The organism is Bacteroidales bacterium, from assembly GCA_016707785.1.
Lineage (GTDB): Bacteria > Bacteroidota > Bacteroidia > Bacteroidales > UBA4417 > UBA4417.
In genome coordinates, this window is sequence record JADJGZ010000001.1 from 220,301 (window position 1) to 236,116 (window position 15,816).

At 40.5% G+C, this 15,816-nt stretch carries 9 protein-coding genes; 3 read left to right on the forward strand and 6 right to left on the reverse strand.

Going from position 1 to position 15,816, the window contains the following annotated elements; genetic code table 11:
* The first annotated feature begins 13 nt into the window (after positions 1–13).
* The 3 genes from plsY to IPH84_00900 all read left to right on the forward strand — a co-directional run bounded on the left by plsY (position 14) and on the right by IPH84_00900 (position 4,568).
* Entirely contained in the window at positions 14–655 is a 642-nt protein-coding gene (plsY, locus tag IPH84_00890; protein ID MBK7171796.1) for a glycerol-3-phosphate 1-O-acyltransferase PlsY, read from the forward strand.
* Between the two features lie 136 nt (positions 656–791).
* Positions 792–1,919 carry a DNA polymerase III subunit beta gene (gene dnaN / locus IPH84_00895; GenBank protein ID MBK7171797.1) on the forward strand — a complete coding sequence of 376 codons (1,128 nt, stop codon included), beginning with the start codon at positions 792–794 and terminating at the stop codon, positions 1,917–1,919.
* 633 nt (positions 1,920–2,552) lie between these two features.
* Positions 2,553–4,568, forward strand: a complete 2,016-nt coding sequence (locus IPH84_00900) for an LruC domain-containing protein (protein MBK7171798.1) — start codon at positions 2,553–2,555, stop codon at positions 4,566–4,568.
* A gap of 146 nt (positions 4,569–4,714) precedes the next feature.
* Here IPH84_00900 and IPH84_00905 read toward each other — a convergent pair whose 3' ends face one another.
* The 6 genes from IPH84_00905 to uvrA form a co-directional block, all read right to left on the reverse strand.
* Positions 4,715–6,619 carry an ABC-F family ATP-binding cassette domain-containing protein gene (locus IPH84_00905; protein ID MBK7171799.1) on the reverse strand — a complete coding sequence of 635 codons (1,905 nt, stop codon included), beginning with the start codon at positions 6,617–6,619 and terminating at the stop codon, positions 4,715–4,717.
* A 114-nt stretch (positions 6,620–6,733) separates the two neighbouring features.
* Complete coding sequence (locus IPH84_00910) at positions 6,734–6,925, reverse strand: cold shock domain-containing protein (GenBank protein ID MBK7171800.1); 192 nt, start codon at positions 6,923–6,925, stop codon at positions 6,734–6,736.
* 312 nt (positions 6,926–7,237) lie between these two features.
* A complete protein-coding gene (pckA, locus tag IPH84_00915; GenBank protein ID MBK7171801.1) occupies positions 7,238–8,860 on the reverse strand; it encodes a phosphoenolpyruvate carboxykinase (ATP) in 1,623 nt (540 codons plus the stop codon).
* 175 nt (positions 8,861–9,035) lie between these two features.
* Complete coding sequence (locus IPH84_00920) at positions 9,036–11,762, reverse strand: pyruvate, phosphate dikinase (GenBank protein MBK7171802.1); 2,727 nt, start codon at positions 11,760–11,762, stop codon at positions 9,036–9,038.
* Positions 11,763–11,884: 122 nt separating this feature from the next.
* Positions 11,885–12,589: an amidotransferase gene (locus IPH84_00925; GenBank protein MBK7171803.1), complete on the reverse strand. Its 705-nt coding sequence runs from the start codon at positions 12,587–12,589 to the stop codon at positions 11,885–11,887.
* Between the two features lie 5 nt (positions 12,590–12,594).
* Positions 12,595–15,432 (reverse strand): excinuclease ABC subunit UvrA, encoded by a 2,838-nt coding sequence (uvrA, locus tag IPH84_00930; GenBank protein MBK7171804.1) that lies wholly within the window; start codon positions 15,430–15,432, stop codon positions 12,595–12,597.
* Between the last annotated feature and the right edge of the window lie 384 nt (positions 15,433–15,816).

Sequence of the window (15,816 nt, forward strand, 5' to 3'; positions counted from 1 at the left end):
GAAAATACAATCTATGAATGATTTTTACCTCCTGCCTGCAATAGGTGGAATCGTCGCTTACCTCCTGGGATCTGTCTCATCAGCAGTCTGGATAGGGAATATTTTTTATGGTGTGGATGTCAGGAAAAAAGGCAGCGGTAATGCCGGGGCTACCAATACAATCAGGGTACTTGGATTAAAAGCAGGGATTATTGTTTTATTAATCGATGCCCTAAAAGCCTGGACTGCTGTGCAATTGGCACCTTTCTTCGCAACAGGGATTTTTACAGGTGATGCCTTAACTAACTATAAAATTTTGCTCGGTATATTGGCTGTCATTGGCCATGTTTTTCCTATCTATACAGGTTTTAAAGGCGGTAAAGGTGTAGCATCACTCGTTGGGATGATCATTGCTTTATACCCCTATGCATTCCTGGTCATCCTGCTCTGGTTCATCATTGTATTTATGCTCTTCAGGTTTGTTTCCCTTGCTTCTATCACCAGTGCTTTGCTCTTCCCTTTCCTGGTAATCTTTGTTTTTAAGGAAACTACTCTTTCTTTGCAGGTTCTTGCCATACTAATCGCTATTTTTGTTCCACTTACTCATCATAAGAATATCAAACGACTGATCAAGGGAGAGGAGTTGAAAATGAGCTTTAAAAAAAAGTCTGAATAAGCCTTGAATCAACGGGTAGCGGACTATTAATAATATGTTCATATCTTAACAAATAGTGGCTTTCTTTTCTCAAATAAGATTTATACTTTTACAATCACCATATAAATCAAGCTAATTTATTGAAATACCGATAGCTATGAAATTCATCGTCAACAGTCACCTCCTTTTAAGGAAACTTCAGTCGTTAAGCGGCGTGATTAACAGCAGTAATACCCTTCCTATTCTCGATGATTTCCTTTTCGAATTGGAAGACTCAACTTTAAAGGTGACGGCTACAGATCTTGAAACAACCATGGTAATGTCAATGGAAACCACCATGGCTGACGAACCAGGTAGAATTACTATTCAAGCCAAGTTACTCCTCGATTTTCTTAAATATCTCCCGGATGCCCCCCTTAATTTTACCATTGATGATAATACCCTGGGGGTCGAAATCCAGTCCAGCGAAGGCAAGTATAAGCTTACAGGCCATAATGCCGATGATTATCCTCAACTTCCTGCACTTTCAGAAACTACATCTGTAGAAATTTCTTCAGCCCTGCTGGCTGCAGGTATTTCAAAATCCGTATTTGCAACAGGTAATGATGAACTTCGTCCTGTAATGGGTGGGGTCTTCTTTGAATTTACCCCTGATTACCTCACCTTCGTAGCTACAGATGCTCATAAACTGGTTCGTTACCGCCGTATGGATGCAAATCTTGGTTTGTCAGCATCCTTTATTGTCCCGCGTAAACCACTTAATGTACTGAAAAACCTCCTGGCTAACGATGACTTCCCTGTGCAGGTAGATTATAATGTTACCAATGCTTCATTCACTTTTCAGGGGGTTCAGTTATACAGCCGCCTGATTGAAGGTAAATATCCTGCGTATGAAGCCGTTATTCCTAAGGATAATAAAAATAAACTCGTTGTTGATCGCCTGGCCTTTATCAATACTGTAAAGCGCCTTTCACCATTTGCCAATCAGAGTACTCACCAGGTAAGGCTTCGCATTAGCGGTCAGGAACTGCTTATGAATGCCGAAGATATAGATTACTCCAATGAAGGTATCGAACGCCTGAAATGTACCTATGAAGGTGAAGATATGGAAATTGGCTTCAATTCAAAATTCCTGCTTGATATGGTTAGCAACCTGGAAACTGAAGAAATATGCTTCGAACTCTCTGGACCTACACGCGCCGGAATCATACTTCCGGTTATGGCCGAATCAAAAGATGAAAACATACTTATGTTAGTCATGCCTGTTATGCTGGCTCAAAACTAATTATTTCAAAAGATTATTTTAAAAGAGGCTGTCTCAAAAGTTTTGAGACAGCCTCTTTTTTTAGATTATCTATTGAGTTTTTATTCAAACATAAAAATATCAGGAGGTGGATGCATCCTATTACAGGGTTAAATTCCAAAGCTATCCTGAATAAAATTGTGAAAGCTGTAATGGATAAATGAATACATATGCATCTTGTAACCCCAGCCTTTAGGCTGGGGACATACCGCTCAACAAAACCGTGGCCTTTAGGCCTGACAGATTGGTTTGAAGTTGAGCAGAAAAAATGTTTCCTGTTTGTTCTTTCAATATTCACTGATACAATATCCGAAATTTCATTCTGAAACAACAACCATTATGAAGGTAAATGTAATCATAACAGGTTGATTAATTCCTTTCATTCCATAAGTCAGGCCTAAAGGCCGCTTTTACTTGGTATTGACAAACCCCAGCCTGAAGGCTGGGGTTACAAGATTGAATCAATGAAAGAGGCCAACTTGTATTTTAGATAGTCTGTTTTTTTGTCCGGAAACCTATTTCCTTTAACGCTATTGGCTATTAATACTTGACAAATACTGTCTTTTGACAAGCATTTTATCACAGTAATAAATACTTCAATCAAAGTTAAAGCCTATGCGTTCAAGAATCTTCTTTGTTCTAAGCCTGCTAATTATTATTGTATGGGTTATGAACTCCTGCACCAAGGATATGCAATTCCCGGTTATCATTGATAATATGAGCGAACTAAAAGTTGATAAGGAATTTACCTTTAAAACAGAGAAACCGGTTACAATCCTCGTTAATATGCTGGATAATAACGATGGTCCTGTTAAAGGTATGCGGGTTGATGTTTATACGGCTCACCCTGATAGTGGCGGAAAACGTTTGGTAAGTGGGATCACTGATAGTAAAGGTATCTTCGAATGTGAATATTCCATTCCTGCATACATGGAACAATTGATGATTGGAACCGATGCTATTGGCTTTGTCAATATGCAAACCATACAGATTGAATCCGGAATGCTATATTGTAAACTTGGCGGAAAAGCAGAAAAAAAGTTTAAAAGCGGGGGAGGTGCTTTCTTTAAGAGTACAAATAGTGTGTTTGTTCCCCTGGGGACCTATAATAGCTCTGGTGTCCCAAACTACCTGGAACCACAAAATGATATCATTGATGCATCCATGATTCAGGATATCAATGCCACCCTTCCCGAAAGGATTGCACTCCCGACAAGTCACCCACAATACTTTGATGCTGGAAATGTACAGAACCTGCTTTTGGATGAAGCCTGTAATGTATGGGTTACATTTGTCCATGAGGGTGCCGGTTATAGAAACGTACTGGGCTTTTATACCTATACCCAGGGCGATGTTCCAGCAACAGTGAGTGATATCGATTCCATCCATATTGTCTTCCCAAACGCATCATTCCAGGGAAGTGGGGGTGGACTTGTAGCAGGAAATAAAGTTTATATTGGCCAGTACCCTCCCGGAACCTCCATTGGTTGGGTCTTAATTTCCGATGGCTTTAGGAATGGTACCATCACCAATGGCAACTGGATTTTCTACAGCGATAAAAACTTGAATCCGGAGGCTAACGCTTCTATAAAGCAGCATTTTATCCTTTGCAACGATATTGGACGGGGTAAATTTCTCCTGGGTGTTGAAGATATTAAACGTGATCAGAGTTCTGATAATGATTTCAATGACGCAGTATTCTATGTGTCAGCCGATCCCATTCAAGCTGTTGATGTTAGCCATGTTCCTTTGCCTAATTATACTGCAACCGATTCTGACCAGGATGGAATTTCAGATAATTTCGACGATTATCCCAACGATGCAGGGAAAGCATTTAATAACTACTACCCTTCAGAAGGTTCAACCGGTTCTCTCGCTTTTGAAGACCTCTGGCCCTCAGTTGGTGACTATGATTTTAATGATATCGTTATCGATTATCATGTAAACCAGGTTACTAATGGCCAAAATAAGGTGGTTGGTATACAGGCAAAATATATTCTAAGAGCTATTGGAGCTGGTTATGAAAGTGGTTTCGGATTCCAGCTTCCTGTAAGCCCCAATGTTATCTCATCTTTTTCAGGATATGAACTTTCTGAGAATATCATAACGCTGGCAGCAAATGGTACCGAGGCTGCACAATCGAAAGCTACATTTATTCTCTTCGACAACGCTTATCATATCTTGCCTCATATCTCCGGATCTGGTGTCAATACAACAGTAGGTGCACCTTACCGAACACCTGACACACTTTCTGTCTCCATTGCATTTACAAGTCCACAGGCACTTAGTGCAATTGGCACTCCACCTTATAATCCATTTATTTTTGTAAATGGTGACCGTTCGAAAGAGGTTCATCTGATCAATCAACCTCCCACGAGCCTCGCTGATATGACCTTATTTGGCACAGGAAGCGACGACTCCGATCCCGCATCAGGCAGATATTATGTCACCAGGAATAACCTTCCCTGGTGCCTGAATACAGTAGAAAAATTTGATTATCCCGCTGAAAAAATACCCATTCTCAATGGTTATACAAAGTTCGTCCCCTGGAGTGTTTCCAGTGGAAATGAATACTATGACTGGTTCCTCAACATTTCCGGATACCGGAATGCTCAGCAACTCTATCATTGAAATGGAAAGAGATTATTCCATGACTTGAGGAATAATGGTTGGCTAGATGTACCCGGTAAGCATAAAAACCTTACCGGGTTTATTTTATGCCAGGAATATTAAATGTAAACGATTCTGCAGATTTTACCCTGATCCTTAATTGAGGATTACTCTGTTTTGCCTGTATTATCAATGATCTCTCCAAGCTCCATCCAAAGAAGTGTTTTTATTTCTATCTCCTTGTCCAGTTCATTGTATCTCATTGATAGGGTATTCAATTCATCAATCGGTGCAGTTCCATCATTCAGCTTCTGCAAAACAAGCTGTTTTTCCTCTTCTAATTGATTAATAAGGGATTCAAGCCCTTCGAATTCCTTTAATTGCTTATAACTAGGCTTAATCGGACCTTTCTTTTCCCTGTTTACTTTAGGTGTTTTATCTTCTAAGGCCTGTAACTGTTTCAGCTGTTTCTGATCACGGATTCGAAATTGGTAATACTGGCTGTAATTTCCATAGAAATCCTTGATTTTGCCATTCCCTTCAAAAACAAATACATGATCACATAATTTATCGAGTAAAAAACGATCATGGGAAACTATCAATAAACAGCCCTGAAATTCAATGAGAAATTCCTCTAATACCTGCAGTGTTTGAATGTCCAGGTCATTGGTCGGTTCATCAAGGATCAGGAAATTGGGGTTTTTTATTAATTGAAGAAGCAGGTACAAACGTCTTTTTTCACCCCCGCTCAAACTACTGAAATAGGCTTGTTGAACAGGATAACTGAAGTTGAAATGATGCAGGAACTGAGAAGCCGACATACTTCCTTTCTTTAGCTGTATCTCCTCCGCAACTGATTTTACTATATCGATAACCCGGAGATCTTCTTTCGGCTTTAATCCTTCCTGGGTATAATAACCCATGACAACAGTTTGGCCTGTTGAAATTTTACCTATATCGGGCCTCATTTGGCCTGATATAATATTTAAAAGGGTTGATTTTCCCGAACCATTCAGACCTAAAACCCCAATCTTCTCTCCCCGTTTGAAAATGTAGGAAAAGTCGTCAACTGCTGTAAAATTCCCAAATCGTTTAGTGATATTATCCACTTCAATGATCTTGCCGCCCAATGGGTTCGCATTTACACCAAACTCAATGTTCTTTTCCGCATTCTTTCGGTTAGCTTTATCCTTAACATCATCAAAGGCTGTAATCCTCGATTTCGATTTGGTTGTCCGGGCTTTGGGCATCCTGCGCATCCATTCCAGCTCAACACGATAGAGGTTTTTAGCCTTCTCTTGAGAAAGTTCTTCAGAAAGCTCTTTCTCAGCCTTTTTCTCCAGGTAATAAGAGTAGCCCCCACGATAAGGAAAAATTGTATTTCGCTCCATTTCAAGGATAGTATCACACACACTATCCAGGAAATAGCGATCATGAGTAACTAACAGTAAACTCAGTGACTCTCTCGAAAGGTATTCTTCCAACCATTCAATCATTTCAAAATCAAGATGATTGGTAGGCTCATCAAGCAGTAGTAAGTCCGGTTCTCCAATCAATGCATGTGCCAGCGCAATTTTCTTCTTCTGTCCGCCCGATAACTCCCGGATTGGCTGCGAGAGATCATGAATGGCAAATTGCCCAAGTATTTCCTTAGCACGGGTTTCATAATCCCATCCTCTGTGAGCGTCCATCCTTTGCATACTCTCACTTAATCTCCTGTCGCTTACAGGTCCGGGGTTAAGCCTCATCTGCTCAAGGGATAATTCATAATCATGCAAAGCCCTTAATGCCTCATTCTCAGAAGAGAAGATGGCATCCAAAACCGTAATATCATTTGAAAAAGGAGGATCCTGGTCGAGAAATGATATCCTTATCCCGTTTCTGATGGTCACTTTTCCAGAATCCGCAGCATCCAATCCTGTTAAAATCTTCATTAATGTACTCTTCCCTGTGCCGTTTCTTGCAATCAGGGCGACCTTCTGACCTTTCTCAATACCAAAACTGATATCATCAAATAATACCTTTTCACCATAGGACTTGGAAAGATGTTCTGCTTGTAGAATATTCAAAATGCTGGATTTGGTTAGTGCAAAAATACCTGATATGAGTATTCAGGCGGGTTTCCTTGAAAATAAAAAAAAGCTTCCCCGAAAGGAAGCTTTCAAATCTTATCAATGCAGCAGTTATTAGCTCAGTCTGACATTGATTGCTTTAGGACCACGACGATCTTCAACAATATCAAACGTTACCAGATCATCATCTTTAATTTTGTCGATAAGACCAGTTACATGTACAAATACGTCTTTTGAAGTTTCATCATCCAGGATAAAACCGAAACCTTTTTGCTGGTTGAAAAATTTAACCTTTCCAGTGGACATTGTGATGCGTATTAAGAATTAAAATTAAGGAAACAATCACAAATGTAGTGCATTAATTTAAAAATCAATACGATTGTTTTCACTTTTTTTAGTATTGTTGATTTAAATACATGCTTAAAGGCTTGATATTAAAGGAAATTCTTCTTTAGAATGAGTGTAAACAAGAATACATGAGATTTCATTTCCAGGCTTGAATGTTGTTTATTTACTGCACTAATGAATTAATTGTACTCAATTAACATGATTAGATTGAAATTATAAACCCCTTTGAAGCCTATACTTCAAAGGGGTTTATAATTAATTTTCTTATTTTCAGAGTTTCGGGCCGGCTTCAACTAATCGCTTGCCTTCTTCATTATCTGTGTATTTGGCAAAGTTGTCGATAAACCTTTTAGCCAGGTCTTTAGCTTTTTCTTCCCACTCTTCAGGCTGGGCATAGGTCATTTTAGGGTCAAGCACTCCGGTGTTTACTCCATGTAACTCTGTAGGAATGGTAAGGTTGAAATAGGAGAGTTTTTTGGTGGGTACATGATCAATACTCCCATCCAGGATGGCATCAATTATACCACGGGTATCCTTAATGGAAATTCTTTTCCCGGTGCCATTCCAACCCGTATTTACCAGGTAAGCCTTCGCATTGGATTTTTCCATTCGCTTTACCAGTTCAACAGCATACTTTGTGGGATGCAGGGAAAGAAAGGCATTTCCAAAACATGCTGAAAAAGTAGGTTGTGGCGAAGTAACTCCTCTTTCGGTGCCAGCAAGCTTAGCGGTGAAGCCAGAAAGGAAATGATACTTGGTCTGATCAGCATCAAGAATAGATACCGGAGGTAATACTCCGAATGCATCTGCTGTGAGGAAGATCACTTTTGTAGCATGACCTCCTTTGGAAACAGGTTTTACAATATTGTTTATGTGATAGATTGGATAAGAAACCCTTGTATTTTCAGTCTTGGATGAATCAGCAAAATCAGGTGTCCCATCAGCTTTAAGTACTACATTCTCAAGAAGTGCATCACGACGAATAGCAGCATAAATATCCGGCTCATTCTCCTTGCTTAAGTTGATACATTTAGCATAGCAACCTCCTTCAAAATTGAAAACACCATCATCATCCCATCCATGCTCATCATCACCAATAAGAGCCCTTTTTGGGTCAGCCGACAAAGTGGTCTTCCCGGTACCTGAAAGTCCGAAAAAGATCGCTACATCACCCTCTTTACCCATATTTGCTGAACAATGCATTGAAGCAATTCCTTTTAAGGGAAGGAAATAATTCATCATAGAGAAAATCCCTTTCTTCATCTCACCTCCATACCAGGATCCTCCAATCAATTGCATTCTTTCTGTAAGATTGAAAGCAACAAAATTCTCTGAATTTAAGCCCTGTTCCTTCCAATTCGGGTTGGTCGTCTTGGAACCATTTAACACCACAAAATCAGGTTTGAAGCCTGCCAGTTCTTCATCACTCGGACGAATGAACATATTCTTCACAAAATGAGCTTGCCATGCTACCTCCATGATAAAACGTACATTCAAACGCGTATCAGGATTTGCACCACAATAAGCATCTACAACATAAAGCTTTTTACCGGTTAACTGGCTGACAATCACATCATGAAGATGATTCCATACCTCTGGGGAAATGGGTTTGTTATCATTTTTCCCAATGGTCGACCACCAAACTGTGTCCTTGCTCACCGAATCCATAACAATGTACTTGTCCTTTGGTGAACGACCGGTGAAAACACCAGTGTCAACGTTTATCGCATCCAGTGTTGATAGAGTTCCACGCTCAAATCCAATCAGCGACGGATCTGTTTCATGTTTAAATAGTTCTTCAAAAGAGAGGTTATAATATACCTCTTCAATTCCTTTAATGCCATACTGCTCAATGTCAATCAGTACGCCTGGACGATTAATAGCTTTTGCCATTGCTTAAATTTGAAGTTATTATTGGTTGATTTGGTTTCAGTGTTAGAATTGAAAAAATCAGATATGTTAATATGTTTGGTTCTTGCAAATATAAAAAAAGGCAGTAAACAAACGTTACTGCCTTTTTTAATTGAGAATTTTTTTGATTCTCTAATATTTCAGGAATTTCCTGGATTTATTTGCTGGCTTTAATAGCAGATTGAGCGGCTGCGAGACGGGCAATTGGCACCCTGAAAGGTGAACAACTTACATAGGTTAAACCTGCTTTGAAACAGAATTCAACAGATGCAGGATCGCCTCCCTGTTCTCCACAAATACCAACCTTAAGATCCTTACGGGTTGCACGTCCTTTGTCTACAGCCATTTTTATCAACTGTCCAACTCCATCCTGGTCGATGGTCTGGAAAGGATCTGCTGCAAGGATTTTCATATCCAGGTACTCATTCATGAATCCACCAATATCATCGCGGCTGAAACCAAAGGTCATCTGGGTAAGGTCATTGGTTCCAAAGGAGAAAAATTCAGCAGTCATGGCCATTTTATCAGCCAATAGGCAAGCCCTTGGAATCTCAATCATTGTACCATATTTATAATCAATGGATTTAATACTAAATTTGGCACAAACTTCAGCATAAACGCGGTCCACGATTTTCTTGGTGAAATCAAGTTCTCCAACTTCGCAGGTAACAGGAACCATGATTTCAGGATGTGGATCATGACCTTCATTGATCAGCTCAACAGTTGCTTCAAAAATTGCTCTGATCTGCATTTCAGAAACCTCCGGATAAGTGATTCCAAGGCGGACACCACGATGTCCCATCATTGGATTGGATTCATGTAAACCTTCTCCTCGTTTGGCAACAGCCTCCGAAGATATTCCAAGTGCCTTTGCTAATTCAGCCTGTTTTTCGGCACTCTGAGGAACAAATTCATGTAATGGCGGATCCAATAACCTGAAGGTAACAGGAAGGGTGTCCATGGCAAGAAGTGTAGCCTTGATGTCTTTCTTTACAAAAACAGAAAGTTCATTAAGTGCTGCTACGCGTTCTTCAAGTCCATTACTCAGGATCATCTTGCGAAGCAGGAATAATGGCTGCTCAGATCCTTTACCATAAAACATATGTTCTGTACGGAAAAGGCCAATCCCTTCAGCACCAAAATCACGTGCATTCTTTGCATCGACTGCAGTATCAGCATTGGTGCGGACACCCATTGTACGATACTTGTCAACAATTTTCATGAAGGTCTGGAAACGTGGATTCTCAGTCGCATCCATTAATGGAAGTGCATTCTGGTATACGTGACCTTTTGTTCCGTTCAGAGTTAAGATATCTCCTTCTTTCAGGATAATATCACTGCCTTCAATCTTAGCCTGCTTGGTTGATACATCTACATGAAGTTTACCGGCACCCACGATGCAGCATTTTCCCCATCCACGGGCTACGAGTGCAGCATGTGAAGTCATACCACCACGGGCAGTTAGAATACCCTCAGCAGCACGCATACCTTCTACATCTTCAGGATTGGTTTCTTCACGGACAAGGATCACTTTTTCACCTTTACGTTGCCATGCTACTGCATCTTCAGCAGTAAATACAATCTTTCCAACAGCGGCACCCGGACCAGCTGGTAGTCCTTTCACAATAACACTTACTTTCTTCTCTTCTGCAGGATCGCAAATAGGATGGAGGAGCTCGTCAAGCTGTGCAGGATCTACACGCATAACTGCTGTCTTCTCATCGATCAGTCCTTCCTCAAGCATATCCATGGCCATATTCAGTGCGGCTGTGCCGGTACGTTTACCTGCACGACATTGTAACATGTAAAGTTTGCCTTCCTGGATAGTGAATTCAATATCAAGCATATCCTTAAAACTCTTCTCAAGAATCGTGCGAATATTGTCGAGTTCAACATAAGTAACGGCCATTGATTCCTGCATGCTATGCAGATGCGCATTCTGCTCATTTTTGGTGTCATCATTGAGAGGACTAGGGGTACGAATACCTGCTACTACGTCTTCTCCCTGGGCATTTACAAGCCATTCACCATAAAACAGGTTCTCACCGGTAGCTGGATTACGGGTGAAAGCAACACCTGTTGCTGATGAATCACCCATATTACCAAACACCATTGCCTGAACATTTACAGCAGTTCCCCAATCATCAGGAATACCTTCAATGCGACGATAAGAAACAGCTTTCTTTCCATTCCAGCTTTTGAAAACAGCTTTAATACCACCCTCGAGTTGTTCCCTTGCATCGTCCGGGAATTCTTTACCAAGACTTTCTTTTACCTTAACTTTGAATGCATCAGCAAGTGCTTTCAGATCATCAGAACTTAGATCAGTATCAGATTTAACACCTTTTTTGTGCTTATAAGTGTCCAGCATATCATCAAGCTGCTTGCGGATACCCTTGCCATCAACAGGCTCGATACCTTCAGCCTTTTCCATCACAACATCAGCATACATCATGATCAAACGACGATAGGAATCCCAAACAAACCTCGGATTATTTGTCTTCTTGATCAGACCTGGAATGGTTGCAGAACAAAGCCCAACATTCAATACTGTATCCATCATACCAGGCATTGAAGCCCTGGCTCCTGAACGACATGACATAAGCAGGGGATTCTCTGAATCACCATACTTCATTCCCATTTCACTTTCAACTTTCTTCATCCCTTCCCAAACCTCTGGCATAAGTGAAGCTGGTAGAGCACAACCGTTCTCATAATAATCGGTACAACCTTCTGTAGTAACAGTAAGACCGGCAGGTACCGGGAGTCCGAGATTCACCATTTCAGCAAGGTTGGCACCTTTACCACCTAAGAGGTTCTTCATTGTGGCCTCTCCTTCGGCTTTTTTACCACCAAAGTAATAAACATACTTTTTTTGACTCATTGTTATTTGATGTTAAGTTTATGTTAAATATTGATTTTCAGTCAATTATATCAATTTTCCTCTGAATTTTTGTGCAAAGTTAAGAAAAACTTTGTCAAAATATTACAGAAGTTCAGGCACATCTATTTGTGGGTCGACTGCAATTCAAGCGCATCTAAGATTTGCCAGAGAATGAAGTTATTTTCATGACATACTTTTGTTAGTTCCTTAACTTTATGGTTGGATTGAATCCATTTTCCTTCCGGTAAAGCCTGCATCGATTCAAGGATGAAACGATCCACCCTTTCAGTATTGACTTCAAAATGGAATTGAAGCGCATATACATGATCCTTATACTTGAAGGCCTGATTTACTGTAGCTGCTGAACTTGCCATTAATACTGCATCTTCCGGCAGGTCAAAGGTGTCATTATGGATATGAAGTACAATCCGTTCTTCTCCAAACAATCTGAATATATTGTCTTTACTGGCTTTTTCATTAAATTTTACCGGGTAAAAACCTATTTCAGGCTGATCATTAAGATAAACACCGGCACCTAAAGCTGCTGCTACTAACTGGGCACCCAGGCAAATTCCCATTACAGTTTTTCCTGAATCAATGGCTTGACTGATAAAATTGATTTCCTCACCAAGCCAGGGGTATTGTTGTGTTTCATAAACCCCCATTTTCCCGCCCATAACTATGAGCCAATCAAAAGTATCATTTGCAGGCAGGGCATCCAAAAGATCCATCCTGGAATAACTCAAAACATGTCCCTTTTGCTGAGCCCATTCTCCTATGGAGGAAAGGTCCTCGAAGGCGTCATGCTGAAGATAATGGATTCTCATGTTAACTAAGTTTTTGGGCGAGTCAGTTTATCTTTCAGAAATTTGCCGGTATAAGAATTTTCACATTTTACAAGCTCCTCGGGAGTTCCTTCAAATACTAGATAACCACCAGCATCTCCTCCCTCAGGTCCCAGGTCAATCACCCAATCAGCAGTTTTGATCACTTCCGGATTATGCTCGATAACAATAACTGTGTGCCCCCTGAGGATCAGTTCATTGAATGCAATGAGTAGCTTGCTGATATCATGAAAATGTAGTCCGGTGGTAGGCTCATCAAAAATAAACAGGGTAGGGGAATCCGAAATTCCTTTGGTTAAAAATGAAGCCAGTTTGATACGCTGCGCTTCTCCACCTGAAAAAGTGTCCGACGACTGTCCGAGTTTTAAGTAGCCTAATCCAACATCAGCCAGTGGTTTAAGTTTGGTAACTATCTTATGGCAACTGCTGTGATGTGATTCATGGGACATAAAAAACTCTATGGCTTGCTCTATGGTCAACCCTAAAATATCTGAAATGCTATGCTCATGAAATTTAATGTCCAGTACTTCTTCCTTGAATCGCTTTCCTTTGCAGGAATCACAAGTCAGATGGATATCAGCCATAAATTGCATTTCTACTTTAACAATTCCATCCCCTTCACATTCCTCACAACGTCCGCCTTCAATATTGAATGAAAAATAGCCGGGTTTATAGCCTCTTAACTTGGATAAAGGCTGGTCGGAATATAGATTCCTTATTTCGTCGTAGGCTTTTACATATGTTGCCGGATTCGAGCGGGAAGATCGGCCGATTGGGTTCTGATCGATCATTTCTATATTACTGATCCTGCTATAATCTCCTTCAATCTTATCAAATTTGCCGGTACGTTCACCATAGCCTCCAAACATCTTCTTTATGGCCGGGTATAAAACCCTCTTTATTAATGATGTTTTTCCTGAACCGCTTACACCGGTAACAACAGTCAGTGCCTTCAATGGGAATCGTACATTGATATTCTTTAAATTATTTTCCCTTACACCTTTAACTTCAATATAATCATGCCATCTGCGGCGAGAGGGGGGCACTTCAATTTTCAACTCACCCCTGAGATACTTTCCGGTGAGACTTTTTGTGTCAGATTCCAGTTCTTTCATTGTTCCCTGGAATACCAATTCCCCGCCATGGCTGCCTGCCAAAGGGCCAATGTCAATAATCTGGTCAGCCGCACGGATAACTTCCTCCTCATGCTCCACCACAATCACGGTGTTGCCTATATCCCTTAATCCTTTGATAACGTCAATCAATAAGTGGGTATCCCTGGGATGTAGCCCAATACTGGGTTCATCAAGGATATACATAGATCCGACAAGGCTACTTCCTAATGAAGTGGATAAATTGATTCTTTGGGATTCTCCCCCTGATAGTGTGTTTGACAATCGATTAAGCGTCAGGTAGGAGAGGCCTACATTTGATAAGTACTTTAAACGGTTCCTGATTTCAATAATAAGCCTTCCGGCAACTTTTTGGTCGAATTCAGATAATGCCAGCTGATCCATAAATTCCAGGGAGCCGGAAACTGGCATTAATACAAGGTCAGTAACTGAAATGCCTCCAATCTTCACATAGTTGGCATCCTTTCTCAAACGCGTTCCTTTGCAATCAGGACAAATTGTTTTGCCCCGATACCGGGATAACATGACCCTGTACTGAATTTTAAAGGTCTGGCTTTCTACCATATTGAAAAAGGATCGAATCCCTTCAAAATACTGATTTCCATCCCATAGCAGGTTTCGCTGGGCTGCGGTAAGCTCAAAATATGATTTATGAACAGGAAAATCAAACTTATGGGCATACTTCAGGAGTTCGTTCTTGTACTCACTCATCTTTTCACCCTTCCAGCAGGCAACAGCATCCTCATAAACTGACAGGCTTTTGTCAGGGATCACAAGATCTTCATCGATCCCAATTACACTCCCGAAGCCTTCGCAGGTTTTACAGGCTCCGTAAGGGTTATTAAAGCTGAATAAGTGAACTGAAGGCTCTTCAAAGCAAATCCCATCCAATTCAAAACGATTACTGAATTCCTCCTGGCCTTTGATATCATCATATTGATAATCAATAAAACAGCTTCCACCTCCTTCAAAAAATGCAGTCTGAACTGAATCTGCCACCCTGGAAGTAAAATCATCATCTGATTGATTCACCGTAAATCTGTCTATCAGGATGAAAAGCTCCGAAGCCGCTAGATGCTCAGATTCCTGTATAACATCTTCCAATTTCCTGGTTTCTCCATGATGTAAAATCCTTGAGAAACCCTGCTGAAGAATTACAGTCAAATGCTCCTTCAGGCTTCTTTCTTCCTTGGGTACAATCGGACAAAAGACTAAAACCCTGGTGCCGTTTGGAAAAGCTTTAATAGCATCAACTACATCTGTCACCGAATGCCGTTTCACCTGGTTGCCGGAGATGGGAGAATAAGTCTTTCCTATCCTTGAGAATAACAATTTAATATATTCATAGATCTCTGTAGATGTGCCTACGGTTGATCGGGGATTCCTTGTATTTACCTTCTGCTCAATAGCAATGGCCGGGGCAATACCTTTGATATAATCCACCTCCGGTTTGCTCATCCTTCCTAGAAACTGCCTGGCATATGCACTCAGGCTCTCCACATATCTTCTCTGCCCGTCAGCATACAAAGTATCAAATGCCAATGACGATTTTCCAGATCCTGATAACCCTGTAATCACGGTCAGTGAATTCCGCGGTATGGCAACTGAAAGGTTTTTCAGGTTATTCACCCTGGCCCCTTTTATCAGTATAAATTTCCGTGGATCTAACTGATCAATATCGTAAACTGACATGGATAATTGATTGTAAATTGCTGTTATATAAAGGTTTGTGAGAATGGCGAATGCTGGCCATTCCTATCGGTTTTCAAGCTGCAAAAGTACTCATTCCTTTTGAGAATTACATGAAAGTTCAGGATCAACATTTTTAATACTTACCCTTGTTCATCCGAGTATACTCATCATGTTTTCAGGAATTTCATATTACCTTTTTATGGAATGGGTTATTAATAGGTAAAGAATTTTACGAAAAATATTGATTTTTCGGAAAAAGTCTTATATTTGCATAACAATCAGCCTTAAGGCTAAAAAGTATTAATCCAGCAATTTCTTGATCTACAGGAAATTATAATAATAGGAGGACCTTTATCGACAGATTTCTACGCTTTTAGACTCACC